The 26132-nt window shown below is 65.9% G+C and carries 27 protein-coding genes and 1 riboswitch; of the genes, 8 read left to right on the top strand and 19 right to left on the bottom strand.

The genetic code is table 11. The annotated features are described in order from the left end of the window. The 6 genes from AC1DRE_RS05160 to fabF all read left to right on the top strand — a co-directional run. The coding region (locus AC1DRE_RS05160) for a transketolase-like TK C-terminal-containing protein (protein WP_476983608.1) at nt 1–895 on the top strand (895 nt) is incomplete at its 5' end. Between the two features lie 167 nt (nt 896–1062). Continuing rightward, the gene (locus AC1DRE_RS05155; RefSeq protein WP_214952738.1) at nt 1063–2307 is read left to right on the top strand and encodes a PucR family transcriptional regulator; all 1245 of its coding nucleotides are present in this window, start codon (nt 1063–1065) and stop codon (nt 2305–2307) included. Between the two features lie 87 nt (nt 2308–2394). Next, nucleotides 2395–3324, top strand: a complete 930-nt coding sequence (locus AC1DRE_RS05150; RefSeq protein ID WP_476983607.1) for an ACP S-malonyltransferase — start codon at nt 2395–2397, stop codon at nt 3322–3324. Then, nucleotides 3321–4382, top strand: coding sequence for a beta-ketoacyl-ACP synthase III (locus tag AC1DRE_RS05145; protein ID WP_476983606.1), 1062 nt, complete (start codon nt 3321–3323; stop codon nt 4380–4382). Before AC1DRE_RS05150 ends, AC1DRE_RS05145 begins: the two co-directional genes overlap by 4 nt. A 124-nt stretch (nt 4383–4506) precedes the next feature. Then, on the top strand, nt 4507–4752 hold the full coding sequence (locus AC1DRE_RS05140) for an acyl carrier protein (protein WP_011692310.1): 246 nt from the start codon (nt 4507–4509) through the stop codon (nt 4750–4752). A 159-nt stretch (nt 4753–4911) separates the two neighbouring features. Continuing rightward, a complete protein-coding gene (fabF, locus tag AC1DRE_RS05135) occupies nt 4912–6150 on the top strand; it encodes a beta-ketoacyl-ACP synthase II (protein ID WP_476983605.1) in 1239 nt (412 codons plus the stop codon). Nucleotides 6151–6231: 81 nt separating this feature from the next. Here fabF and AC1DRE_RS05130 read toward each other — a convergent pair whose 3' ends face one another. The 17 genes from AC1DRE_RS05130 to AC1DRE_RS05050 all read right to left on the bottom strand — a co-directional run bounded on the left by AC1DRE_RS05130 (nt 6232) and on the right by AC1DRE_RS05050 (nt 20085). After that, nucleotides 6232–6735: a DUF3145 domain-containing protein gene (locus AC1DRE_RS05130; protein WP_011692312.1), complete on the bottom strand. Its 504-nt coding sequence runs from the start codon at nt 6733–6735 to the stop codon at nt 6232–6234. Between the two features lie 304 nt (nt 6736–7039). Beyond that, complete coding sequence (locus AC1DRE_RS05125) at nt 7040–7966, bottom strand: tyrosine recombinase XerC (RefSeq protein WP_476983604.1); 927 nt, start codon at nt 7964–7966, stop codon at nt 7040–7042. Between the two features lie 105 nt (nt 7967–8071). Beyond that, nucleotides 8072–9256, bottom strand: coding sequence for a DNA-processing protein DprA (gene dprA / locus AC1DRE_RS05120; protein ID WP_476983603.1), 1185 nt, complete (start codon nt 9254–9256; stop codon nt 8072–8074). A 10-nt stretch (nt 9257–9266) separates the two neighbouring features. Next, nucleotides 9267–10811 (bottom strand): YifB family Mg chelatase-like AAA ATPase, encoded by a 1545-nt coding sequence (locus AC1DRE_RS05115; RefSeq protein ID WP_476983602.1) that lies wholly within the window; start codon nt 10809–10811, stop codon nt 9267–9269. Further along, nucleotides 10812–11168, bottom strand: coding sequence for a YraN family protein (locus AC1DRE_RS05110; protein WP_476983601.1), 357 nt, complete (start codon nt 11166–11168; stop codon nt 10812–10814). Between the two features lie 495 nt (nt 11169–11663). Further along, complete coding sequence (locus AC1DRE_RS05105; protein ID WP_003806068.1) at nt 11664–11990, bottom strand: DUF2469 domain-containing protein; 327 nt, start codon at nt 11988–11990, stop codon at nt 11664–11666. A gap of 96 nt (nt 11991–12086) precedes the next feature. Then, nucleotides 12087–12752, bottom strand: coding sequence for a ribonuclease HII (locus AC1DRE_RS05100; protein WP_476983600.1), 666 nt, complete (start codon nt 12750–12752; stop codon nt 12087–12089). Beyond that, nucleotides 12753–13715 carry a signal peptidase I gene (gene lepB / locus AC1DRE_RS05095; RefSeq protein WP_476983599.1) on the bottom strand — a complete coding sequence of 321 codons (963 nt, stop codon included), beginning with the start codon at nt 13713–13715 and terminating at the stop codon, nt 12753–12755. It lies immediately after the preceding gene. After that, nucleotides 13716–14393 (bottom strand): signal peptidase I, encoded by a 678-nt coding sequence (gene lepB / locus AC1DRE_RS05090; protein ID WP_476983598.1) that lies wholly within the window; start codon nt 14391–14393, stop codon nt 13716–13718. Nucleotides 14394–14477: 84 nt separating this feature from the next. Further along, nucleotides 14478–14837, bottom strand: a complete 360-nt coding sequence (rplS, locus tag AC1DRE_RS05085) for a 50S ribosomal protein L19 (RefSeq protein WP_011692321.1) — start codon at nt 14835–14837, stop codon at nt 14478–14480. A 258-nt stretch (nt 14838–15095) separates the two neighbouring features. Continuing rightward, the gene (gene trmD / locus AC1DRE_RS05080; protein WP_476983597.1) at nt 15096–15920 is read right to left on the bottom strand and encodes a tRNA (guanosine(37)-N1)-methyltransferase TrmD; all 825 of its coding nucleotides are present in this window, start codon (nt 15918–15920) and stop codon (nt 15096–15098) included. Further along, nucleotides 15921–16499: a ribosome maturation factor RimM gene (gene rimM / locus AC1DRE_RS05075; protein WP_476983596.1), complete on the bottom strand. Its 579-nt coding sequence runs from the start codon at nt 16497–16499 to the stop codon at nt 15921–15923. 141 nt (nt 16500–16640) lie between these two features. Then, nucleotides 16641–16883, bottom strand: a complete 243-nt coding sequence (locus AC1DRE_RS05070) for an RNA-binding protein (protein WP_011692324.1) — start codon at nt 16881–16883, stop codon at nt 16641–16643. A gap of 1 nt (nt 16884) precedes the next feature. Further along, nucleotides 16885–17307 carry a 30S ribosomal protein S16 gene (rpsP, locus tag AC1DRE_RS05065; RefSeq protein ID WP_104175432.1) on the bottom strand — a complete coding sequence of 141 codons (423 nt, stop codon included), beginning with the start codon at nt 17305–17307 and terminating at the stop codon, nt 16885–16887. A gap of 184 nt (nt 17308–17491) precedes the next feature. Beyond that, a complete protein-coding gene (locus tag AC1DRE_RS05060; RefSeq protein WP_476983595.1) occupies nt 17492–17929 on the bottom strand; it encodes a hypothetical protein in 438 nt (145 codons plus the stop codon). A gap of 113 nt (nt 17930–18042) precedes the next feature. After that, nucleotides 18043–18918, bottom strand: a complete 876-nt coding sequence (locus AC1DRE_RS05055; protein ID WP_476983594.1) for a VOC family protein — start codon at nt 18916–18918, stop codon at nt 18043–18045. 84 nt (nt 18919–19002) lie between these two features. Next, nucleotides 19003–20085 (bottom strand): amidohydrolase family protein, encoded by a 1083-nt coding sequence (locus AC1DRE_RS05050; protein WP_476983593.1) that lies wholly within the window; start codon nt 20083–20085, stop codon nt 19003–19005. 85 nt (nt 20086–20170) lie between these two features. Continuing rightward, a riboswitch (TPP riboswitch) is annotated at nt 20171–20278 on the top strand. On the opposite strand from AC1DRE_RS05050, the gene thiC reads away from it, so the two are divergent. Beyond that, a complete protein-coding gene (thiC, locus tag AC1DRE_RS05045) occupies nt 20273–22156 on the top strand; it encodes a phosphomethylpyrimidine synthase ThiC (protein WP_476983592.1) in 1884 nt (627 codons plus the stop codon). It overlaps the preceding riboswitch by 6 nt. On the opposite strand, the gene AC1DRE_RS05040 is transcribed toward thiC, so the two are convergent. Both AC1DRE_RS05040 and ffh read right to left on the bottom strand, forming a co-directional pair. Further along, complete coding sequence (locus AC1DRE_RS05040) at nt 22125–22859, bottom strand: alpha/beta fold hydrolase (protein WP_476983591.1); 735 nt, start codon at nt 22857–22859, stop codon at nt 22125–22127. The two genes, thiC and AC1DRE_RS05040, sit on opposite strands and share 32 nt — an antisense overlap. Before the next feature lie 81 nt (nt 22860–22940). Next, nucleotides 22941–24530 carry a signal recognition particle protein gene (gene ffh / locus AC1DRE_RS05035; RefSeq protein WP_476983590.1) on the bottom strand — a complete coding sequence of 530 codons (1590 nt, stop codon included), beginning with the start codon at nt 24528–24530 and terminating at the stop codon, nt 22941–22943. A 151-nt stretch (nt 24531–24681) separates the two neighbouring features. Here ffh and AC1DRE_RS05030 point away from each other — a divergent pair, with 151 nt between their 5' ends. After that, the gene (locus tag AC1DRE_RS05030) at nt 24682–26070 is read left to right on the top strand and encodes a glucose-6-phosphate dehydrogenase (protein WP_476983589.1); all 1389 of its coding nucleotides are present in this window, start codon (nt 24682–24684) and stop codon (nt 26068–26070) included. Nucleotides 26071–26132: the final 62 nt, after the last annotated feature.

The following is a 26132-nucleotide window of genomic DNA, read 5'->3' as shown; positions in this document are numbered from 1 at the left end:
CTACTCCATGTTCGGCTTCCAGCGCACCGGCGACGCCTTCTGGGCCGCCGCGGACCAGATGACCCGAGGCTTCATCATCGGGGCCACCGCCGGCCGCACCACCCTCACCGGCGAAGGACTCCAGCACGCCGACGGGCACTCCCCCATCCTCGCCGCCACCAACCCGGCAGTGGTCACCTACGACCCCGCCTACGGCTACGAAATGGGCCACATCATGCGCAACGGCATCGAGCGCATGTACGGACCGGACTCCACGGACCGGAACCTGATGTACTACATCACGGTCTACAACGAACCCATCTCCCAGCCGGCTGAGCCGGAGGAGCTGGACGTTGAAGGCGTGCTCAAGGGCATCTACCTGCTGGCACCGGCCAAGATTGACGGCCCCCGCACGCAGATCCTGGCCTCGGGTGTTTCGGTGCCGTGGGCGCTGGAAGCCCAGCGGCTCCTGGCCGAGGACTGGGGCGTCTCCGCCGACGTCTGGTCCGTCACGTCCTGGAACGAACTGCGCCGCGACGCCATGGCAGCGGAAGAGGACGCGTTCCTCAACCCGGGCCAGCCGGCACGGGTGCCGTTCGTCACGGCACAGCTGGAAGGGGCAACTGGTCCCATCGTGGCAGTCTCGGACTACATGAAGGCCGTCCCGGACCAGATCCGCCAGTTCCTCCCGAACGAGTTCGCCTCCCTCGGGGCGGACGGCTTCGGCTTCTCCGACACCCGGGCCGCGGCACGACGCTTCTTCAAGAACGACATCCACTCCATCGTGGTCCGTTCGCTGGAGATGCTCGCACGCCGCAGCGAAGTGGACGCCCAGGCTCCGGTCCAGGCAATTGAGAAGTACCGGCTCCACAATGTGAACGCGGGATCCACCGGGAACGCCGGTGGAGAGTCCTAACCCGTAAGCAGTAAATTGCGACGGCGGCTTCCACCTGACGGTGGGGGCCGCCGTCGTCGTTATGTGCCCTGCGTTCCGCGAAGCCGGCGGTCCTGTGACGCAGCACAAATCGAGTTGTAGCCTTTGCACAAATGGAGGTTGGCCTGCGCGCACCGTATGCTCGATGCATGGCAGAGCCAAACCCCACTCCCGCAAAGCGCAAGCCGGCATCGCGCGCCCTGACGCCGGAAAAAGCCCAGACATTGAAGAAACTCCGGGCCAGTGTGGGGCAATTGTCCACCACCACCATGCGCCAGCTGGAAAAATCGCTTCCCTGGTACAGCCGGCTGAGCTCCGATGAGCGGTCCGCCCTCGGCATGGTGGCCCAGAACGGGATCGCCGCTTTTGTGACGTGGTACGAGCGCCCCAGCTCGCCGTCGTGGATCCTCACCGACGTCTTCGGGACCGCCCCCACCGAGCTGACCCGCTCCATCAGCCTGCAGAAGGCCCTCCAGCTCATCAGGATCGTCGTTGAGGTGGTGGAGGACCAGGTTCCCGTGATCGCTCCGGAGGCGGACCAGCCTGCCCTCCGTGAAGCCGTCCTCCGCTATTCACGCGAAGTGGCTTTTGCTGCCGCCGATGTCTACGCCCGTGCCGCCGAATCGAGGGGCTCCTGGGACACCCGGCTGGAAGCACTGATCGTTGATGCGATCCTGCGCGGCGAAAACACGGACGCCCTGCGGTCCCGTATCGCCGCCCTCGGCTGGAAAGCGCAGGAGCGGTTTACCGTAATGGTGGGCAATTCGCCGTCGGAACCGAGCGCCAGCTACGTCAGCGAGCTGCGCCGGACGGCCGGACGGTTCGCAGAGGACGCCCTCGTGGGAATCCAGGGGGACCGCCTCATCCTGATCCTCGGCGGCGTCCAGGACCGGGAGAGTGCCTACCTGAAGCTCAGCGAACTGTTCGCCCCCGGCCCCGTTGTCTACGGCCCTGAAGCCGGCTCCCTGCTGGAAGCGAGCAGTTCGGCGCAGTCAGCCTTCGCCGGGCTGACGGCGGCGCGGGCCTGGCCCTCGGCGCCGCGCCCGGTGGCGGCTGACGACTTGCTGCCCGAGCGGGTTATTTCCGGGGACGATGCAGCCCGCCGGTCCCTCATCAAGAACATCTACCGCCCCCTGCTCGCCGCGTCCAACGGGCTGGTGGAGACCCTGGGAACCTACCTCGAACTGGGCCACTCGCTGGAGGCAACGGCGCGGGAACTCTTCGTGCACGCCAACACGGTCCGCTACCGGCTCAAGCGGGTTTGTGACGTCACCGGCTGGGATCCGTTGCTCCCCCGGGAGGCGTTTGTGCTCCAGGCGGCACTCGTGGTGGGACGACTTTCCGTGCCGCCCAAGGCGCCCACTGAACGCCAACCGTCCCGGAACGGCAACTGAACCGTTGTAGACTTCCTACAAACTGACCCAGTGAGCTTGGTGCATGAATACACCGAGAATCACGCGGTAATTTGGAAAGCTGGATACGTGCTTGCAATCGTCTGCCCTGGACAGGGCTCCCAGACCCCTGGTTTTCTGGCCCCTTGGCTGGAACTTCCTTCCGTCGCAGGCCATTTGGCCTCCCTCAGTGAAATAGCAGGCATCGACCTCACCGCACACGGCACCACGTCGGATGAGGAAACCATCAAGGACACGGCGGTGGCGCAGCCGCTGATCGTTGCGGCCGGACTGATCGCCGCCAAGGCGCTGTTCGACGTCGAGCTCAGCACCCTTCCCGTTGTCCTCGCCGGCCATTCGGTCGGCGAGATCACGGCGTCGGCGCTTGCCGGTGTCCTGACCGAGACCGAGGCCATGACCTTCGTACGGGAGCGTGCCAACAGCATGGCCGCCGCCGCCGCCGTCACGCCCACGGGCATGAGCGCCGTAGTCGGCGGGGACCCTGCCGAGGTCCTGGCGGCCATTGAGGCCGCCGGCGCCACACCGGCCAACGTGAACGGTGCAGGCCAGACCGTTGCCGCCGGCACGTTCGAGCAGCTCAAGGCCCTCGCGGACAATCCCCCGGCCAAGGCCCGCGTGATCCCGCTGAAGGTGGCCGGGGCCTTCCACACCTCACACATGTCCCCCGCCGTTGCGGCGTTGGAAGCGCTGAAGCCGACGCTTCAGCCGCAGAACCCGCAGGTGCCCCTTTTGTCCAACTTTGACGGCAAGGAAGTGACCGACGGCGGCGCGGCAGTCAACAGCCTCATCGCCCAGGTCTCCCGGCCGGTCCGCTGGGACCTGTGCATGGAAACGCTGGTACAGCGCGGCGTCACGGGCGTTATTGAACTTGCACCGGCCGGCACCCTGGCCGGACTCGCCAAGAGGGGCATGCCCGGGGTCAAGACGGTAGCCGTCAAGACTCCCGAGGACCTCACTGCCGCCCTTGCACTATTCGCAGAACTGGAGGGACAGGCATGAGCGCTCCCGCACTCAAGCAGGCACCGCTGCGGGAACACACCCGCATCCTGGGACTCGGCGCCTACCGGCCCGACGTCATCGTCACGAACGAGGATGTCTGCCAGTGGATCGATTCCTCGGACGAATGGATCCGGCAGCGCACCGGCATTGTGACCCGGCACCGCGCACCCGCGGATGTCAGCGTCATTGACATGGCCGAGGGCGCGGCCCGTGAAGCCCTGGCAAAGGCGGGAATCGAAGCCAGCCAGCTGGGCGCGGTCATCGTCTCCACCGTTACGCATCCCTTCGCTACGCCGTCCGCGGCTGCCAGCCTGGCGGACCGCCTCGGCGCCACGCCTGCTCCCGCATTCGACATCTCCGCCGCGTGCGCCGGCTACTGCTACGGCATTGCCCAGGGTGACGCCCTGGTCCGCTCCGGCGCGGCCGAGTACGTGCTGGTGGTCGGTGCCGAGAAGCTTTCGGACGTCATCGACAACACCGAACGCACCATTTCGTTCCTGCTCGGCGACGGCGCCGGCGCCGTCGTGATCGGCCCCTCTGAGACTGCGGGCATCGGTCCGTCGGTTTGGGGTTCGGACGGCAGCAAGTGGGATGCCATCGGCATGACACATTCCCTGCTGGATGTCCGCGAACTTGCCCTCACCGCGAACAAGGCAGGCTCGCTGAGCGCCGGGGAGGCCGCCGCAACCGACGCCGCCATCTGGCCCACCCTGCGCCAGGACGGCCAGACCGTCTTCCGCTGGGCGGTCTGGGAAATGGCCAAGGTGGCCCAGCAGGCCCTCGACGCAGCCGGCATCGCGGCCGAGGACCTCGTGGCCTTCATCCCGCACCAGGCGAACATGCGCATCATCGACGAGATGGTCAAGAAGCTCAAGCTTCCCGAAACCGTCAAGGTAGCCCGGGACATCGCCGAGGCCGGTAACACTTCGGCGGCTTCCATTCCGCTGGCCACGCACCGCCTGCTGCAGGAAAACCCCGAACTCAGCGGCGGACTCGCCCTGCAGATCGGGTTTGGCGCAGGCCTGGTCTTCGGCGCACAGGTCATCGTGCTCCCGTAGGCCGCACCCCTTTACCCACAACTGAATACGTTCTGCACAGCACGGATTCGCGAACCAAGCCGTAATCTCGGCTTGAATCATTTCCGGCAGCACCTGCCGGCAACAACAAGAAAAGGAGCCACCAATGGCTAGCAACGAAGAGATCCTGGCCGGCCTGGCTGAAATCGTCAACGAAGAAACCGGCCTCGCCACCGAAGCCGTCGAGCTGGACAAGTCCTTCACCGAGGACCTGGACATCGACTCCATCTCCATGATGACCATCGTGGTCAACGCTGAGGAAAAGTTCGGCGTGCGCATCCCGGACGAAGAGGTCAAGAACCTCAAGACCGTCGGTGACGCAGTCAGCTTCATCGCAAACGCACAGGCCTAGTCCTGGCTTCTGCCGGCAACGGCCGAACCTGGTAGCCGGTCCGGGGCGCTGGAATCAGCGCCCCGGACCGAACACCGCTGAATGACCTCAAGTTTCCCCACGCAGGCCCCGGCCAGGTATTTCCCGGACACGGCATGCGCACCGATAGAGAGTGATCCCATGGCACGCAAAGTAGTCATTACCGGTCTGGGTGCCACCACACCCATTGGCGGCGATGTCCCCACAATGTGGAAGAACGCGCTGAAGGGCGTCTCCGGCGCGCACACGCTCGAGGACGACTGGGTAGCCAAGTATGAACTGCCCGTTCACTTCGCAGCCCGCGCCTCAACCCCCGCACTGGAAGTCCTGAGCAGGGTAGAAGCAAAGCGAATGGACCCGTCCACGCAGTTCGGCGTCGTTGCCGCACGCGAAGCATGGGCAGACTCCGGCATTACGGAAGTCGACCACGACCGCCTTGCGGTGGCCTTCGCCACGGGCATCGGCGGCGTCTGGACGCTGCTGGACGCGTGGGACACCCTGCGCGAAAAGGGCCCGCGACGGGTCCTGCCCATGACGGTGCCGATGCTGATGCCCAACGGTGTGGCCGCTGCCGTGAGCCTGGACCTTGGCGCCCGTGCCGGCGCCCACACTCCCGTGTCCGCCTGCGCCTCCGGCACCGAGGCCCTGCACCTGGGGCTGGACCTGATCCGCTCCGGCAAGGCTGACGTCGTTGTTTGCGGCGGCGCCGAAGCAGCGATCCACCCCATGCCCATTGCCGCGTTTGCCTCGATGCAGGCCCTGTCACGCCGCAATGATGATCCCGCCGCTGCATCGCGCCCCTACGACACGGACCGCGATGGTTTTGTCATGGGTGAAGGCGCCGGCGCCCTGGTCATCGAGGCCGAAGAACATGCACTTGCCCGCGGAGCACGGATCTACGCCGAGCTCGCCGGCACGTCGGTGACGGCTGACGCCTACCACATCACCGCCCCCGACCCCGAAGGCCTGGGCGCCACCCGCGCGCTGAAGGCAGCGATGTTCGACGGCCGCATCCAGGCCGAGGACGTGGTCCACGTCAACGCACACGCGACTTCGACCCCCGTCGGCGACAAGCCCGAGTACACGGCTCTGCGTGCCGCACTGGGCACCCATGTGGACAACGTGGCGGTGTCCGCTACCAAGTCCCAGATGGGCCACCTGCTGGGCGCCTCCGGTGCCGTAGAGGCCGTGCTGACCGTGCTGGCTGTTTACGAGCGCAAGGCTCCGGTAACCATCAACCTGGAAAACCAGGACCCTGAGATCCCGCTCGACGTCGTCACCAAGACCGCACGTGACCTGCCTTCGGGCAGCATCGTGGCGCTGAGCAACTCGTTCGGCTTCGGCGGCCACAACGCCGTCATCGCCGTCCGGAGCATCTAACCCTCCACGGTCGCAACAGCAAGAGGCCCCTGCCGTCCGGCAGGGGCCTCTTGCGTTATGGAGGTTATTGCAGCGGCCCGGTCAGCCCACCTGGTGCAGCCAGCGCACGGGGGCACCCTCTGCGGCGTGCCTGAACGGCTCCAGCTCCTCGTCCCAGGCTTCACCAAGGGCAAGGGAGAGTTCGTGATAAACCGCGGACGGGTCGCCCGCACCGGACTCATAGGCATAACGGATGCGATCTTCAGAGACCATGATGTTTCCGTGCACATCGGTGACGGCGTGGAAAATTCCCAACTCCGGCGTGTGCGACCATCTCCCGCCGTCAACGCCCTGGCTGGGCTCCTCGGTGACTTCATAGCGCAGGTGCGCCCAGCCACGCAGGGCAGACGCCAAGAGGGCGCCGGTACCCGGGCTGCCGGTCCAGGACAGTTCCGAACGGAACATTCCGGGCGCAGCAGGCTGAGCAGTCCACTCGAGGTCCGTGCGCTTGTCCACGACCGACCCAATGGCCCACTCAACGTGAGGGCACAGGGCGGTCGGGGCCGAGTGAACGAACAAGACACCGCGGGTCATTGCAACAGACATTCCATCCTCCATAGCTGTAGGTACGTCTTCCCCAACGACCTCTGCCTGTATGTATGTCTGCCGCGCAGGGTTCCCGCATGCTGCCGGTGATCTCTGCAAGACTATGAAATTAGTGCCCGGAACTGCGTTACCCGCCGGAGGGCGAGGTTCAAGTCAGACTTGAGAGTTGCCGGGCATGACTCTTATTGTGCCGTACCCCGCATAATTACGCCAGTGCAATTCGGCGCGCCGGGGTGTTCAAAATTTCCCGGACCGCGGACGGGCGGCGCCCAGCGCCGTACCTCCACGGGCCGCAGGCAACGGCTCACGCGCGGGGATGCGCCTGCTGGTAGCTTCGCCGCAGCCGGTCCACCGAGACGTGGGTGTAGATCTGTGTCGTTGCCAGGCTGCTGTGGCCAAGGATTTCCTGCACCGCCCTGAGGTCAGCTCCGCCATCCAGCAGATGAGTGGCGGCGGAGTGCCGGAGCGCGTGCGGACCGGTGGCGGCCGTGTCGCCCAGTGCGTCCAGCAGGTCCTTCACCACGGTACGTACCTGCCGCTGGTCCACCCTGCGGCCCCTCGCTCCGAGGAACAGTGCCGGACCGCTCGCATCCGAGGCCAGCACCGGTCTTCCACGGCGGAGCCAGTCGTCGACCGCGACGGCCGCCGGCACCCCGTAAGGCACTGTCCGTTCCTTGTTTCCCTTGCCGATGACCCGGAGCGTGCGGCGGTCCTGGTCGAGATCGTCGACGTCCATGCCTGCCAGCTCCCCCACCCGGACCCCGGTTGCATAGAGCAGCTCCACCATGGCGAGGTTCCGAATCGCGAGCGGTACGCCTTCGTCCGCCGCCGTCCCGAGACCGTCCAGGACGCGCACGACCTGTTGCTGGTGCAGGACGCCGGGCAGTGACTTTTCGCGCTTCGGTGCCTTCAGGCGCAGGGCGGGATCGGCCTCCAGGAGTTCCTCCCGCACGGCCCAGGCGGTGAAGGACCGGGCAGTGGCAGCGCGCCGCGCCAGCGTGGAACGGGACATGCCAGCTTCGCTCTGTGCTCCGAGCCACCGCCGTAGTGTGGAGAGCTCGATCCCGTCGAGATCGGTGATGCCGTCCGCGGCTGCAGCCGACAGCAGGCTGTGGACGTCCGACAGGTAAGCGCGGACAGTATGGGCCGACCTGGCCCGCTCACCGTCGAGGTAGCGGCCGAAGGCGTCGGCGGCGCCAGCGAGGGCTGCCGGGAGATCAGGGGTGTCCACGCTCCAACTTTCCCATCATTCGGCCGCCAATCAAGGAACCACGCACTCAAGACGGCACAATTCCGGAAGCCCGCCGGTAGGGCGGCAGGGGCAGGCCACAGGCACTCAGCAGGCCTTCCGGGACCGTTTCCACCCGCCGCGTTCGGATTCGGCAAGCCCCAGAAGTCCGAGCCTGCCCAGGCCCGCCCTGACGGAATCGGCGCTCAGTCCTGCAACGGACGTCAGCTTCTCGACTGAGCTGGTGGACCGCAACGGCAACGCATCAAGCAGAATGAGGTCCTCCAGGGTGAGCCCGTCATGGTCAGCGCGCTGCTCCGGGGCCAGGTCCGCCAACGATTCGCCGCTGGGAGCGGCAAGCTCGGCGATTTCACCGGCGTCCGTGACACAGACGGCTCCCCCTTCGCGAATCAGCCGGTGGCAGCCTGCGGAATTGGCGCTGTGCACGGAACCGGGGACGGCACCGACGGCCCTGCCCAGCGATTCAGCGTGGTGGGCCGTGTTCAGTGCGCCCGAGCGCCAGCGGGCCTCCACGACGACCGTGACCGACGCCAGCGCGGCGATGAGGCGGTTCCGCTGCAGGAACCGGTATCGCGTGGGGGCGGAGCCAGGCGGCACCTCAGCCAGGACCGCCCCTTGGTTGGCTACCGTCCTGAGCAGGTCTTCATTGCCGGATGGATAGAAGCGGTCCACTCCCCCGGCCATAACGGCGATGGTGGGCATGGCATCGACGGCGCCAGCCAGGGCAGACCGGTGGGCGTGCGCATCGATCCCGTACGCCCCGCCCGAGACGATTGTGAAACCCCGCTGTGCCAGCGAATAGGCGAGATCGCCGGTGACTGCAGCACCGTAGCTTGTGCTGTCGCGGGATCCGACGAGGGCAATGGACGTCGCCGCCGCAGGCAGCGGCTGCTCCATGCCGCGCCACCAGAGGCAGATAGGTTCATGAAGGCCCAGGTCAGCCAGTTGCCGAGGCCATAGTGCGTCGCACGGAATGATCATCCGCCCGCCCAGGCGGTGCATGGTGGCGAGGTCCCGCTCCGGGGCCAGGTCCGGGATCCGCGGCGCCCAGCGCTGGAGTGAGGCTTGCATTCCAGGCCAGCTGCCTGTGCCATTGTCCGCGAGCAACGAGGTGATATCCCGTTCAAGCTGCGGCCCGGCCCGCAGCTGGCCCGTGGCGATACGCAGCGCGTCGGTTGCGCCGGCGACCATCACCAGGGCGAGGCCGGCAGCGTCCTGCGGCTCCATCAGCCGCGACAGGGCAGCCCTGGCCAGGTGTTCCTGTTCAGTCATCGTGTTCCTTTCAGGCCGTGGCCGAGGCGGCTTGCCGGAGTCCCAGCGCCTGCCCGATGTCGTTGTCGTCCGGGGCGTCACGGCAAGCCAGGTCCGCCAGCGTCCAGGCCAGCCGGAGGACCCGGTCATAACCGCGGGCGGTGAGCATACCGCGTTCCAGCGAGCGGTCGAGGATCCGGGTGGTGGGTGGGGCCAGGCGCAGGGCACCGCGAAGTACGCGGCCCGGCACCTGCGAGTTGGTTTCCAGGCCGAGGGGACGCAGCCTCTCCAGCTGGCGGATCCTGGCAGCACGAACCCTGGCGGCCACGGTCGCGGTGTCTTCTTCCGCACCCGTCTGGCCGAAATCAGCAAGCGAAACCCTCTCCACCTGCAATTGGATGTCCACCCGGTCCAGCAGCGGCCCGGACATCCGCGCAAGGTACCGGCGCCTCATCATGGGCGTACAGGTGCAGTCGAGCCCTTTCCCCGAAGCCTTTCCGCACGGGCAAGGGTTGGCGGCCAGTACGAGTTGGAACCGTGCCGGGTAGGCGGCAGTGCCGGCGGACCGGTGAATGACCAGCTCGCCGCTCTCCAACGGTTGCCTGAGTGCGTCGAGAACCCGCCGTTCATACTCCGGAGCCTCGTCCAGGAAGAGCACACCACGGTGCGCCCGGGACGCTGCACCCGGCCGTGGCAGCCCGGAGCCGCCGCCGATGATGGCAGCTGCGGTGGCCGTATGGTGGGGATTCTCGAACGGCGGCCGGCGCAGGAGCTGCACTGCAGCGGACGACAGTGCGCACAGGGAGTGGATCGCGGTGACCTCCATGGCCTCGCCGTCAGCCAGGTCCGGCAGCAGGCCGGGGAGCCGTTCGGCGAGCATGGTCTTGCCGGCCCCCGGAGGGCCTGACAGGAGCAGGTGGTGGGCCCCGGCAGCGGCGACTTCCAGCGCTTTCCGGGCGTCGGCCTGGCCGGCGACATCACACATGTCCGGGGCCGGTTCCGCCACGGACGGACCGTCGCCGGAAGTGTTGTCCTCATCGGGTTCAAAGTCCAAGGCAAGTTCCTGCGGATCCGCCCCGAAGTCACACGCGAGGCGGGCAAGGGTCCTGTAGCCGCGCACCCTGGCACCCGGCACGAGCCCTGCCTCCCCCTCATTCGCCTGCGCCACCACAACGTCCGGATAGCCCGCCCGCACGGCGGCCATCACGGCCGGGAGGATGCCACGGACGGGCCTGAGCCTGCCGTCAAGGCCCAGCTCGGCGATGAAGACAGTCCGCTCAGTCGATTTGATGTCGTTTGCTGCGCGCAGAACCGCCATGGTGATGGCCAGGTCGAAACCGGAACCACGTTTTGGCAACGATGCCGGGATGAGGTTGGCCGTGATCTTGCGCCGGCTCAGCGGGATGCCGGAGTTCTGGGCCGCCGAGCGGATCCGTTCCTTGGCTTCGTTCAGCGATGCATCCGGAAGTCCCAGGATGATGAAGGCCGGGAGGGTCTGGCCGATGTCCGCTTCGACTTCAACGATGTAGCCGTTGAGGCCTACGAGGGCCACAGAGTACGTCCTGCCGAGGCCCACCTAGCCCACCCCTTTGAGATGCTCCACGCGCGGCTGGCCGTGTCCGTCGTCAAGGACGCCAACCACGTCGACACGGCGGAAGGGCATCCGGAGTTCGTGGTCCCGGCACCAGGCCGATGCCAGCCGGTGAAGGCGCGCCAGTTTGGCAACACCGACGGCTTCAAAGGGATGCCCGTAGGCCAGGGACTTTCGCGTTTTGACTTCGGCGATGACCAGCGAATCGCCGTCAAGCGCCACAATATCGATTTCACCCTCGGGACAGCGCCAGTTGCGGTCCACGATCAGCATGCCCTGTGATTCCAGATACCCGGCAGCCAGTTCTTCCCCGCGCCGGCCAAGCAAGTCTTTGGCTCTCATTCTTACCTCCGCCACCAGCCTGCGGGAGCGGCGGAGCCACGCATACCTGCCTGGGGCGCTATGTGGGAAACTCCGGCAAAGAGGTGCTGTGGAGGAGTGGTGGGCGGAGGTCCGGCGGACGCAACCGCCAAGCAGGAACCGCTAGGCGCGGGTTCCGCATCTCATGCAATGTGCAGACTGGTGCGGCCGCTCATCGTAGAAGCCGGCATGGCTGCTCCAGATGTGCCCTAGGAACCAGCAGAGTATTTTCATGGTGAGATCTTCTCTGATGTCAGCCGGGTAGGCGGTGCCAGTACGAGCCCTGAGGCGCTCGACTGCCAGCACCGTCAGGATGTGTCTGCCGGACGCAAGACCCTCCGCAATGCGGTAAAGCCGTCGGAACAGAACTGCGAATCAATCCCATACAGTAGTCTCGCGCCAAGGACGGCAGGGATGCCAGACCCTGGGCAAAAAACAGGTAGTGCAACCGCCGATACGGTTGATCACTTGTACGGATCAGTTGCCCAGGTCCACGTCCTTGGGCAGTGCCAGTTCCTCGTTCCGGGGCAGCTCTTCGACGTTGACGTCCTTGAACGTAATCACCCGGACGCTCTTGACGAACCGGGCCGACCTATAGACGTCCCAAACCCAGGCATCCTGCAGGGTGAGGTCAAAATAGACTTCGCCGTCGGCGCTGCGCGCCTGCAGGTCCACGTGGTTGGCAAGATAGAAACGCCGTTCGGTCTCGACTACGTAGCTGAATAGCCCGACGACGTCACGGTATTCGCGGTAGAGCTGCAGCTCCATGTCGGTTTCATAGTTCTCAAGATCCTCGGCACTCATGGTTCCATCTTGCACTATTCAGCGCACCCCGTGGGCCATGGCGCCAGCCCTGCCGCCCGCTGCCCGCCCGCCGACACCACTCCACGGCGGCCCGGTTCAGAGAATCTGCCAGCTGACCCGGTGATAGGGCGTGGGTCCCGCGGCCCTGAGGGCCTCTTTGTGTGACGCCGTTCCGTAGCCTTTGTTTTCATTCCAGGCGAAGGCCGGGAACTCCGTGTGCAGCGTCCGCATAAGCCGGTCCCGCTCCACTTTGGCGAGGATGCTGGCAGCGGCCACGCTCAAGCACTGCATGTCCGCCTTGACGAGGGTGTGGACCGGAGCGTCACACCCGGGACCGGCCGGGGCGTCGTCAAAGAGGGACGCTTGTGTCTCAGGTGAGAGCCAGTTGTGGCTGCCGTCCAGCAGCACCACATCGGGAGTGACGCCAGCAGCCAGGATTTGCAGCCAGGCCCTTGTTCCTGCGGTCCGCAGCGCCGCGATGATGCCCATGGCGTCGATCTCGCCGGCCGAGGCGTGCCCCACCGCCGACGCGACGCTCCAGCTGCGCACGAGGGGTTCCAGCCGCTCCCGGTCAGATTCCTTCAGCAGCTTGCTGTCCCGGACGTCGTCGAGAAGAACCGGGCGGCTGAGGTCGACGACGGCGATTCCGACGGTCACGGGTCCCGCGATGGCTCCCCGGCCGACTTCGTCGATGCCGGCCAGGAGCCTGGCACCGGAGCTTAGGAAACGGTGCTCATAATCGAGGGTTGGTGCAATGGACATCTATTTTCCAGTCGGTGCGGGAACGTTCCGGAACACGTCGGGGTAGTTTCCCAGCCCGGTCAGCCTATTGAGTGGCCAGGCAATGACGGCTGCCTTGCCCTCGATGTCGGGCATGTCGATGAAGCCGCCGTTGCTGTCCTGGTGGGCGCGGGAATCCGCCGAGTGGTTCCGGTTGTCTCCCATCACCCAGATCTTGCCGTCCGGGACAACGACGTCGAAGTTGCGGATATCGGGCACCTCGGCGGGGTTGACGTATGTCTCATCCACTTCCTTGCCGTTGATGGTGAGTTTGCCGCCGGCGTCGCAGCAGACGACGTGGTCGCCGGGGAGGCCGATGACGCGCTTGACCAGGTGCTGCTCCGAATTGTCCGGCAGCAGGCCGACGAATGTCAGGCCGTCCTGGACCCACGTGAACGGACCGTCCGCCTTGTCCGGAGTCGGCACCAGCCATCCCTTGGTGTCCTTGAAGACCACCACATCACCATGCTCGAGGGCAAAAGGCTCCGGCACGAGCAGGTTGACGAAGATGCGGTCGTTGACGTCGAGCGTGCTGACCATGGATTCGGACGGGATATAGAACGCCCTGAACAGGAACGTCTTGATCAGGAAGGACAGCACCACCGCGATGGCCACCACAGTGGCCACTTCCTTGATCCAAAGGTACAGCGGGCTGTGGGCCTTGCTCTCCTTCGCCGGCTTTGACGGACCGGCCTTGGAATGGGCGCCCTTCGAACCAGCAGCCCGGCCATCTGACCGGAAAGCGGCCTGCTCCGATGCCGCTGACGGACTGGCCGGGGGAACTGCAGGCAGAGCTTCGGACGGCGACACGGCATCCCCGTCCGTGGCAGTTGCCGAGTAGTCGCGTCCGGCGGAGTCGCGTCCTGTGTCGGCGCCTGAAGTGTGGGCGCCTGCGGAGGCATCGCGCCTGAGCGGATCAGGAGTCCGGGGATCGGTCTCGGGCATCTACTGTCCGTCCTTCGTCGTCGTGCTGGTTTCTGCGGGCCGGGGCACGGCCGCAATTCTGTCGAGTGGCCAGATGATCTGGACCGGCCGGCCGATCACCCGGTCCAGGGGCACCATGCCGCCCCCCGGTGCGCCCAGCAGGCTTCGGGAATCAGCGGACATGGAGCGGTGGTCTCCAAGCAACCATAGCCGTCCCGCCGGAACGATCACACTGAACTTCTGCTTGCTCGCCACGTCTCCGCCATAGAGGTATGGTTCCTCAAGCGCCTGACCGTTCACTGTGAGCCGCTGCTGGTCATCGCAGCAGATGACATGATCGCCGGGCAACCCGATAACCCGCTTTATGTAGGTTGTATCACTGCCTGTAATGCCAAGCCAGTGTCCGGCCGCCGCGGCGGCATCCTGCACCGGTCCGTTGCCGCTGTTGAGCGGAGCGAACGACCCGCGGCCGTCGAAGACCACGACGTCACCGTGCCGGACCGGTTCGGAGTGGAAATCCGTACGGGAAACCAGGATCCTGTCCCCCGCGCCGAAGAGCGGTTCCATGGAGGCAGACGGTATGAAGTACACATCCAGCCAGAGGGCGCGGACAAGTCCGCTGATGAGCAGCGCCAGCCCAAGGGCCAGCAACGCAAAACGCCAGCCCAGTTTCCTGGGCTGGCGTTCTGACTGGTCCATGATCCGTATCCTGTGGCGCTGTTGCGGAAGGCTCCGGCGCGGGCCGGATCCGGGTTCTGGACCCGCCGTGGAAGTCCGGAAGACTTACTTGGCGGTGCTGAAGTCGCGCTTTTCCTTGATCTTCGCAGCCTTACCGCGCAGTGCACGCATGTAGTAAAGCTTGGCGCGGCGGACGTCGCCCTTGGTGACGACCTCGATCTTGTCGATGATCGGGGAGTGTACCGGGAAGGTACGCTCCACGCCGACACCGAAGGAGACCTTGCGGACCGTGAAGGTTTCGCGGATGCCGTCGCCCTGGCGGCCCAGGACGAAGCCCTGGAAGACCTGGACACGGGAGTTCTTGCCTTCGATGATGTTCACGTGAACCTTGAGGGTGTCACCCGCGCGGAACTGGGGAACATCGGTGCGCAGCGAGGCTGCATCTACGGTATCGAGGATATGCATTGATCCACTCCTGGTGAACGCCACAGGTCATCCACTTTGGGTCACGGCTGCCAAGCCCGGGAAAGACCCGGAAATGACTGCCGAAAGTTTTCTGATCCGGCTCCATCACTGATTGACGGGACCGGGGTGCCGGGGCTGTTGGTGACGCTCCCCCTGTGGCAGGTGCGCACCCAGCAGGCACAAGGACTAATTTTGCCACATTCGGAGGATTCCGGCGAATCAGGAACCGCCTTGTGGCGGCGGTTGCTCCGCCGGACGTCAGCCTTGGGCGGCAGTGCCCTCTCCGCCTGCCTCCGGGCGGAGCCGCAGGCGGCCGTCGACGACGTCGTACCCGAGGTCCCCGAGCGCGGTGCGGTCCGCGCGCGGCAGCTTTCCGGCGTCGAACACCTCGAGCAGGTCCGGCCGCCTTTCGGCGGTGCGCCGGTACTGCTCGTGGCGCCTCCACTGGGCAATTTTGCCGTGGTTGCCGCTCAACAACACGGGCGGAACCTCGCGGTCCCGCCAGCTGGAGGGCTTGGTGTACACAGGGTATTCCAGGAGACCGTCAGAGTGGGATTCCTCGACCAGGGACTCCGGGTTGCCGACAACACCGGGAAGAAGCCGCACGATGGCCTCGGTCATGGCCAGGACCGCCACTTCGCCGCCGTTAAGGACGTAGTCCCCCAGGCTCATGGGCCGGACAGTGAAGTGCTCATCCGCCCACTCGATGACCCGCTCGTCGATGCCCTCGTACCGGCCGCAGGCGAAAACCAGCTGTTCTTCCTCCGCGAGCTCGTGTGCCAGCGCCTGGGTGAACCGTTCGCCCGCGGGTGACGGGACGATCAGCACCGGCTTGCGGGAGGGGTCGGGGTCCCCGGCCGCGGCCACCGAGGCCAGCGCCTGTGCCCACGGTTCAGCCTTCATCACCATGCCGGCGCCGCCGCCGTACGGGGTGTCGTCCACCGTCCGGTGCTTGTCCGTGGTGAACTCCCGGAGGTCGTGGACGTTAAGGTCCAGCAGGCCGTCCTGGCGCGCCTTCCCGATCAGGGAAAGTTCCAGGGGCGCAAGGTACTCGGGGAAGATGCTGACGACATCGATCCTCATTTACGCGTTGTCTCCGGCCTCGGTCTTGCCCGATCCGGCGTCGCCGGCCTCCGTCATTTCGCCGGACTCATCAGCGTTGATGTCGAAGAGCCCGGGCGGCGGGGTGACCAGGATGTACTTTTCGCCGACGTTGACCTCGGGCACGATCTCTTCGACGAAAGGAATCAGGATCTCTTTGCCGTCGGTTGCTTCCACGACGATGAGGTCCTGGACCGGAAGGGTGTGCAGCCCGGAAACCTTGCCCACAACGGCGTCGCCCACCCGGACGTCGAGGCCGACGAGCTCGTGCTCATACCAGCCCTCGTCGTCATCCTCATCAAGCTCTTCGGTCTCGATGAACAGTTTCGCGCCGCGCAGGGCTTCGGCCTGGTTGCGGGTCTCGATGCCTTCAAAACCCAGCAGCAGGATGTCCTTGTTCCAGCGGGCGCTGTCCACGGTCAGCGTTCCCACGGATGCGGGCTCAACCACGAATTCCGTGCCTGGAATGAAGCGGTCCTCCGGCGCGTCGGTCAGGACCTGGACGGTCACTTCACCGCGGATGCCGTGCGGTTTGCCGATTCGTGCCACCTGAAGCTGCATCTGTTCCTCTGTTCCGGGAGTCGTTCTGTTCGGGTTCTACTGTGCGCGCCTACTGCCGCGCCGGGTCTTGCTGAAAACAGTCCGGCCCCTCCACCATGATCTGGTGAAGGGGCCGGACTTGAGACAAATATTGCGGGGCGTTTACCGGCGGCGGTCTGTGTCGACGACGTCGACCCTGACCTGTTCGCCGCCGGCCAGCGCCGCCACGACGGTGCGCAATGCGCGTGCCGTGCGGCCCTGACGACCGATCACCCGTCCGAGGTCGTCCTGATGAACGCGCACCTCGAGGGTGTCCCCGCGGCGGTTGTTCTTCGCACTGACCTTGACGTCCTCAGGACTGTCAACGATCCCGCGGACTAGGTGTTCGAGCGCTTCTGCCAGCAATTTACTCAGCCTCGGTGGTCTCTGCTGCTGCGTCGGCGGGGGCCTCGGCGGCGTCGTCCTTCTTGGCCTTCTTGGTGATGGCTTCAGGGATGATCACGGAACCCTTTTCCGGCGTAACGAAGGCAGCCTTGGGAGCCTTGGTCTTCAAGGTGCCCTCCTGGCCGGGGAGACCCTTGAACTTCTGCCAGTCACCGGTGATCTTGAGGATCGCGGCGACCTGCTCGGACGGCTGTGCGCCGACGCCGAGCCAGTACTGGGCACGGTCCGTGTCGACCTCGATGTACGAGGGCTCTTCGGTCGGGTGGTACTTGCCGATTTCTTCGATGGCACGGCCATCACGCTTGGAGCGTGCGTCCATGACGACGATGCGGTAGTACGGTGCGCGCATCTTACCGAAGCGCTTAAGGCGAATCTTTACGGCCACTTTTGTGGTCACTCCTGTTTCTGAAACGGGGTCGAGCCCGGCGTTCTGCACCCGTGGGGCGGGCCGTACTAGGGGGTTCTATAAGGACAGGATCCGGACGCGGAGAGAGGGGCCACGCAGATCGAGTACCTGTTCATTGTGCCAGATCAACGCCGGGATTTCGACTTGACACGCAGCGGCCCGGTCAGGACGACCAGACGTACAGCCCGGTTCGGGCATTGGGGTCCACGCTGCCGGCAAGCTGGGCAAGCCTCTGGACATAGCCGAGGGCCTCCTCGGACCCGAAGGGCATGTCCTCCTCCGCCGCCCATCTGGCCGCCACATCCTCCAGGATGTTGCCCTCGCCCTCGGTCTCATAGCTGAGGAGTTCCGCCAGCGCGCGGACCATGGCCTCCGGCACGCCCAGCAGTGAATCGCTGGCCACATCCACCATGGCCAGTTCGTAGTCCGCGCCCGCCGCGTGCACCGCTGTGCCAGCCAGGTCGCCGAGCTGTTCAATTTCAAAATCGCTGATGTCCGGAATCCGTAGCGCCTCCGGAGCCGCAGGCCCCCCGCCGTCGAGTACCCCCGCGCGCTTGAGCGCCTCATCGTGGGTGGAAACAAAGATTTCGGTGAAACCCATGGAAATCATCCTCATTCCGTCGGCGGTGTGATGGTCCTGACGAGCAGCTTTGCGGCTGCCCGGGGCCTTCCGGATTCAGCCTAACCCAGATGGACTTGCTGGTCAGCGCACCCTTAGCGGACCGCGACGCGGATCCGGTTGCGCCACGGATCCTCGAACCGCAGCTCCGCCCCCGTGTGGTGGGACTGGACGCCGGCCACCCGCAAACGGTCAGCGAGCGCGCCGACGTCGTCCCCCTCGGGAACTTCGATCAGGACTTCACCCAGGCCCAGCGTGTCCTGCCGCGGCCCTGCGCCCCTGCTGTTCCAGACGTTCATGGCCATGTGGTGGTGATAGCCGCCGGCCGAGACGAACAGGGCCTGCCCGTGCCATCCTGCAGTTTTCTCGAAACCAAGCGTGCCCACATAGAAGTCGTGCGCTGATCGCACATCGCCGACTTGGAGGTGGACGTGCCCGACGCCGGCCCGCGTCTCCCGCTGACCGCTCACCGCCTCCTCGGTCAGGTGTTCCTGCAGGAACCTCTGCGGCGGCAGGGCAAGGCTGTCCATGACCACGTTGCTGCCCTCCCAGGCCCAGGCCTCACGCGGGCGGTCCCAGTAGAGCTCGATGCCGTTGCCCTCCGGGTCGCTGAAGTAGAAGGCCTCGCTGACGAGGTGGTCCGCGCTGCCCGTGAACAGACCCGGTTCGTACCGGGCTGCGGAGGCCACCGTGGCCGCGAGCGACGCCCGGTCCTCGAACAACAGCGCCGTATGGAACAGTCCGGCCTCACCCCGGGCGGGAAAGTTCAGTCCGGGGGCCGGCGCGAGGTGGACCAAGGGCCTTCCGCGCCGGCCAAGGTACATGCCGCCGTCCTGCTCGGCCACCGGCTCCAGCCCGAGCGCCCGCTGGTAATAGTCCGTCATCAGCTTCATGTTCCCCACCTTGAGCATCACCGTGCCCATGGCGAGATCTGCGGGCAGCAGGTCCTTGCTGCTGGATTCTGCGGTCATGGCAACTCCAAACTCACGAAACTCCGCCACCGGCGTCCGGCGACGATTACATAGAGTTAAATTACTTGAAGCTTCAATTTATTCCTAGCGGAGCTGAGTGCCCCGAAGAACGATGTGTTTGAGATCCCGCAGCGTCGCCGGACTGATCCGCGGGTCCTGTGCGCACAGCACGACGTCGGCACTGGCGCCTTCCGCGATGCCGTCAGCCCCCAGCCATTCCCGCGCTGCCCATGACGCCGCGTCCAGCGCCGCTTCCGGCGGCAGGCCGGCAGCATGCAGCGCGTGGATCTCGTCCACGATCCGTCCGTGGCCGATGACACTGCCCGCATCGGTCCCGGCGTAGATCGGCACGCCCGCTTCGTAGGCTTCCAGGATCCGCTCGTTCCGCCCCTGCCACAGCGCCCGCATGTGCGCCGCGTAGCGCGGGAACTTCGCGTCGGCCCGGTCAGCGATTTCGGGAAAGGTCGCAATATTGATGAGCGTGGGAACAATCGGGACGCGCTGTTCCACGAACCGGGGCAGATGCCGCGGGAGAAGGCCTGTTCCGTGTTCGATGCAGTCGATGCCGGCGTCGAGCATGTCATCCAGCGTGTCCTCGGCGAAACAGTGCGCGGTCACCCTGGCGCCTTCATCGTGGGCGGCGCGGACAGCGTCCCGCACCACGGCGGCGGGGAACGACGGCGCTAGGTCGCCGGCGCCCCGGTCGATCCAGTCCCCCACCAGCTTGACCCAGCCGTCGCCCGCGAGTGCCTGCTTCCGCACTGCCTCGACCAGGCTGTCCGGTTCAACCTCGACGGCGAATCCCCGCAGGTAGCGGCTCTTCCTGGCAACATGCCGGCCGGCCCTGATGATCCTGGGCAGTTCGGGGCGGTGCTGGAGCCAGCGGGTGTCGTGCACGGCGCCGGCGTCGCGGACCAGCAGGGCGCCGGCGTTCCGGTCCGTCATGGCCTGCTCTTCGGCCAGGGACTCGGTAACGTCACCGGCGGGTCCGAGCCCGATGTGGCAGTGCGCATCCACCAGGCCCGGCAGGACCCAGCCGTCCAGCACAACATCAGCGGGAACGGCCGGCCGCTTGAACGTCAGCCTGCCGTCGACAGCCCAAAGGCCATGCCGTTCCTGGTCCGGGGCGGTGAGCACGGTCCCGCTGAATTCGATAATGCCAGCCATGGTTCAAGCCTAGTCCGGCGGGCTGCCGCCGCCGGACTTGAGCGCCATGTGACAAGGGCACCGCCCGGCCCTGTGGTAGCTTCGTTTACGACCACACGGGTGCCCTTGCAGGGGCTGAGATCGGGCTGACGCGGCCTGCGACCGTTGAACCTGTCCGGGTAATGCCGGCGAAGGAAGTGAGTATTCCGTGAATACACAAGAAACACAGCTGATCCCTGCCCAAAACGACGCCGATTCCGGCAAGCCGGGCACGATTGAAACGCAGTCCCTGAAGTCCCATTCGTTGGCGTTCATCGCCGACGAGGCCACCGGGATCAAGGTGCCGGTGACCGAAATTGCCTTGGAGGACTCTCCGGGCGGCGCCGCCAACCCCCCGTTCCGGGTGTACCGGACAGCGGGGCCCGGAAGCGATCCCGTGGTGGGCCTGGAACCGTTCAGGACCCGGTGGATCGAATCGCGGTCCGACACCGAGCCCTACAGCGGCCGGGAACGGAACCTGCTCGACGACGGCAAGTCGGCAGTGCGCCGCGGCGCCGCGTCCGCAGAGTGGAAGGGCGCGCAGCCGGTGCCCCGCCGCGCCGTCGAGGGCAAGACTGTCACACAGATGCATTACGCACGGCAGGGTGTGGTGACGCCCGAGATGCAGTTCGTTGCCCTCCGCGAGAACTGCGATGTGGAGCTGGTCCGCAGCGAAGTGGCTGCCGGACGCGCCATCATCCCCAACAACATCAACCACCCGGAATCCGAACCGATGATCATCGGCAAGGCCTTCCTTGTGAAGATCAATGCCAACATCGGCAACTCGGCGGTTACCAGCTCCATTGCCGAGGAAGTGGACAAACTGCAGTGGGCCACTCAGTGGGGCGCCGACACGGTGATGGACCTCTCCACCGGCGACGACATCCACACCACCCGGGAATGGCTCATCCGCAACTCCCCGGTCCCGATCGGCACGGTACCGATCTACCAGGCCCTGGAGAAGGTCAACGGCGAGGCCAACGCCCTCACCTGGGAGATCTTCCGGGACACCGTGATCGAGCAGTGCGAACAGGGCGTGGACTACATGACCATCCACGCCGGCGTGCTGCTCCGCTATGTTCCGCTCACGGTCAAGCGGGTCACCGGAATCGTGTCCCGGGGCGGCGCCATCATGGCGGGGTGGTGCCTGGCGCATCACCAGGAAAACTTCCTGTACACCCACTTCGACGAGCTGTGCGAAATTTTCGCCAAGTACGACGTCGCGTTCTCGCTGGGCGACGGACTGCGGCCGGGTGCGACGGCGGACGCGAACGACGCCGCCCAGTTCGCCGAACTGGACACCCTGGCCGAGCTGACGCAGCGCGCTTGGGAGTTCGACGTGCAGGTGATGGTGGAGGGCCCCGGCCACGTGCCGTTCCACCTGGTCCGCGAGAACGTGGAACGCCAGCAGGAACTGTGCAAGGGCGCCCCGTTCTATACCCTCGGGCCCCTGGTTACGGACATAGCCCCGGGCTACGACCACATCACCTCCGCCATCGGCGCCACGGAAATCGCCCGCTACGGCACGGCAATGCTCTGCTATGTCACACCCAAGGAGCACCTCGGGCTTCCGAACAAGGACGATGTCAAGACCGGCGTGATCACCTACAAGATCGCCGCCCATGCGGCCGACCTCGCCAAGGGCCACCCCGGCGCGCATGAACGTGACGACGCGCTGTCCAAGGCCCGGTTCGAATTCCGCTGGCGGGACCAGTTTGCCCTGTCGCTGGACCCGGTCACCGCGGAAGCGTTTCATGACGAGACGTTGCCTGCCGAGCCGGCGAAGACTGCTCATTTCTGTTCGATGTGCGGTCCCAAGTTCTGCTCGATGCGCATCAGCCAGGACATCAGGGACGAATACGGTTCAGCCGAGGCCCAGACGGCCCTCGCCGAGATGGCTGCCGGCATGCGCGAGAAGAGCAACGAATTCCTTGCCGCGGGCGGCAAGGTCTACCTGCCGGAGCTTAGCCTTCCCGACCCGAAGGGGCCGGGCGCGCGCAGCACTGCCGGTGAAGGAACCGCTAAGACGCCTGTGAGTGCTGACGCCGGCTGACCTCTGCGATGAACGACCGGATGACCCGGTCGCCCTCCACCGAGTCCTGAGGCCGGTGTCCGCCCGCGGCAACGCGGTGCAGGGCACCGGTTTCGCGCAGGTAGCCGGCGATTTCCTCATAAAGCGGTTCCCAGCCTCCGGTGAGCACCAGGGTGGGGACTCCCGGCACGATCTGAAGCGGAGCCTCCCACGGAGGTGCCTGCAGCCGGAGCCGGCGGGCGGCGCTCCGCGCCTCCGGCGTCGCCGGGTTGTCGCTGTGCACGGAGAACGCCCGCCGGACGAACTCCCGCTGGAAGTCATCGTCTGCGAGCTGGTGCCGCACATCAAACAGCGGCTGCATGAGGGCACGGTGTGCGGCGGTGGCCGGCAGTTCGGCAGTCAGGGACAGGCAGGCGGGCTCCACGAGGGTGAGTGAATGCACCAGGGCCGGTTGTTCGACGGCCGCCATCATGGCCGCAATGGCACCTTGGGAATGCGCCACAACATGCCCGCCGGCAGCGCCCCGGCCCTCGTCAGCCAAAGCACCCAGGACAATGTCGGCGTCGGCTTGGAAGTCCGATTCGAGGGGTTCCGCGGCAGTGTCAAAGCCATGGCGGCGAAGGAACAGAGCGTCGTAGGCCAAGGCCATGCCGTGCTGCTTGGGCCACGCGGCGGACCCGAAGGCCCCCGAGCCGTGGACGAACACTACGCGCTGCTTAAACATGGACCAACCCTATGGCAATCGCCGGACATTCCGGCCAGCAGACACCGGAGTTGCCCGTACGGGTGACTTCGCCGCCAGGAACTACTTGCTCCCGCCGAGGAACTTGTCGAAGCCCTTGGGCAGGTTGAGCTGTGACGGATCAAAGTCCGCTCCCTGCTGGCCGAACGCGGCGCCGCTGGGAAGTGCCTTCCCGGCATTCGCGCGCCGGGCCTCGGCGTCGCGGAGTTCCTGGGCCGCCTTGGCCGGGTTCCCGGACTTGGCCTTCTTCTTGGGCGCGCTCTTGACACCCTTGCGGGCACCTCCGCCGCTGCCCATGCCCGGCATTCCGGGCATTCCGGGCATCCCGCCGCCAGCTGCCATCTTCTTCATCATCTTCTGCGCCTGGGCAAACCGCTCCAGCAGGCCGTTGACGTCCGAGACGTGCATACCCGAGCCCTTGGCGATGCGTGCCCGGCGTGAACCGTTGATGATCTTGGGGGCAACGCGCTCGTGCGGGGTCATCGAGCGGACGATCGCTTCCACCCGGTCGATTTCGCGTTCGTCGAACTGCTCAAGCTGCTGTCGGATGTTCTGCGCGCCCGGCATCATCATGAGCATTTTCTTCATGGAGCCCATGTTGCGGATCTGCTGCATCTGGGCCAGGAAGTCGTCGAGCGTGAAGTCCTCCTGGTCGGCGAATTTCTTCGCCATCCGGGCGGCTTCGTCCTTGTCCCACGACTTTTCGGCCTGTTCGATCAGGGTGAGGACGTCACCCATGTCGAGGATGCGGGACGCCATGCGGTCCGGGTGGAACAGCTCAAAGTCGTCCACGCCTTCGCCGGTCGAGGCGAACATGACGGGCTTGCCGGTGACCGACGCGACGGAAAGGGCGGCACCGCCGCGGGCGTCGCCGTCGAGCTTGGAAAGCACGATGCCGGTGAAGTTGACACCCTCATCAAAGGCGAGCGCCGTGTTGACGGCGTCCTGGCCGATCATGGAGTCGATGACGAAGAGCACTTCGTTCGGGACAATGGCCCGGCGGATCTGGCGTGCCTGCTCCATCATTTCGGCGTCCACGCCGAGCCGTCCCGCAGTGTCCACGATGACGACGTCGTGCAGCTTCTGGCGCGCTTCTTCGACGCCGGCGCGGGCGACCGCGACGGGGTCGCCGGCTGGGTGATCCAGCTCGGTGGAGGTGGCGCCCGGGTGGGGGGCGAAAACCGGAACCCCGGCACGCTTACCCACCACCTGGAGCTGGGTGACGGCGTTCGGCCGCTGAAGGTCGCAGGCAACCAGGATGGGGCTGTGGCCCTGGGACTTCAGCCATTTGGAGAGCTTGCCGGCGAGGGTGGTCTTGCCGGCGCCCTGGAGGCCGGCCAGCATGATGACGGTGGGGCCGGTCTTGGCCAGGCGGATGCGCCGGGTTTCGCCGCCCAGGATCTCAACCAGTTCCTCGTTGACGATCTTGACGATCTGCTGGCTGGGGTTCAATGCACCGGAAACCTCGGCACCGAGGGCACGTTCACGCACCCGTCCCGTGAATTCCCGCACCACGGACACGGCAACGTCAGCGTCCAGCAGGGCCCGCCGGATCTCGCGGACGGTGGCATCAACGTCCGCCTCGGTGAGGCGGCCCTTGCCACGGAGATTCTTGAAGGTTGCTGTCAACCGGTCAGAGAGTGAATTGAACACGCGCCGTGCACTTCTTTCAGTGGATCTACAGCTGGCGGCCGGTGCGGCTCGCCAGAGTCGTGACTGTTGTTGGCCTGGACCAACTGCCTCGACAACGGGACTCGACTATCTAGGGTACCAAGACAGCCCTTCAAGATGGCATGCTGGCAGGATGGCCAGCCAAACAACTGTAAAAACCCTGCTCATCCTTGGTGCGTCCGGGGACCTCACCGGCAGGCTGCTGCTGCCGGGACTAGCCCGGTTGGCCGCCAAAGGGCGGGCGGCCGGGCTCGCGCTCGTGGGGGCCGGCTCGGATCCGTGGACGCCGGAACAGTGGCTTGAGCGTGTGGAGTCGTCCTTCGCCGATTCGAACTCGCAGGCAGACGCTGCGGGCAAGCGGGAGCTCAAGCGAATCGCCGGAACAACCGCTTACCACCAGCTGGACGTGACGGCGGGCGGGGAGCTCGCCGCCCTGTTGTCCGGCCTTGAGGCTCCGGTGGCTGTCTACTTCGCGCTTCCGCCCCACGTCAGCCAGAAGGCGTGCGAAGTGCTGGCCCCCGGGGACGTTCCAGCGGGCACGAGGCTCGTGATGGAAAAGCCGTTCGGGTCCAGCGAGGATTCCGCCCGCCATCTCAATGAGACCCTGGCGGCGCTGGTCCCGGAGGACCACATCCACCGGGTGGACCACTTCCTGGGCAAAGCGACGGTGCTCAACATCCTGGGCCTCCGCTTCGCGAACACCTTCCTTGAACCGGTCTGGAACCGGGACTACATCGAAAAGGTGGAGGTCATCTTTGATGAGGACCTGGCCTTGGAAGGCCGCGCCCGCTACTACGACGCCGCCGGCGCGCTCCGGGACATGATCCAGAGCCACCTTCTCCAGATCATGGCCCTGATGGCCATTGAGCCACCCGCCTCCATTGGCGAGCGCGATCTCCGGGATGCGGTGGCCACCCTCCTGCGCGCCAGCAGCATCAAGGCGCCCTACCGCTCAAGCACCCGCCGCGCCCGGTACACGGCAGGATCCATTGACGGGCGGGAGGTGCCGGACTACGCCAAGGAAAAAGGCGTGGACGCGTCCAGGAACACCGAGACCCTGGCCGGGGTGCGGGTGGACATCGACAACTGGCGCTGGCAGGGCGTCCCCTTCATTCTCCGTTCAGGCAAGGCGCTCGGGGCAAAACGCAAGGAAGCCGTGGTCACCTTCAAGCCGGTGCCCCATCTGCCCAAGGGTTTCACCGGCGTCGATTCGCCGAATCAGCTCAGGATCGGGTTCGGGCCGGACACCCTGCAGTTCGACGTCGACGTGAACGGCCCCGGCAACGTCCTCAGCCTTGACCGGACCACCCTCAACGCCGAGCTCAGCGCGTCCGAGCTGCTCCCCTACGGTGAGGTGCTCGAGGGCGTCCTCACCGGCGATCCGCTGCTTTCGGTGCGGGCGGACACCGCCGAGGACTGCTGGCGGATCGTTGAGCCGGTGATCAAGGCATGGGGCCGCGGCAGTGTTCCGCTGGAGGAATATGCCGCCGGAACCTCAGGACCGGAAAACTGGCCGGTGTAGGCCTTCCGCAACAAAAGCGGGCCCGGCTCCTTTTCAGGTGCCGGGCCCGTTCTTTGCCGAAA

The organism is Arthrobacter sp. P4_H3 (assembly GCF_056400885.1).
This window is presented reverse-complemented; position numbering and strand designations above follow the sequence as displayed.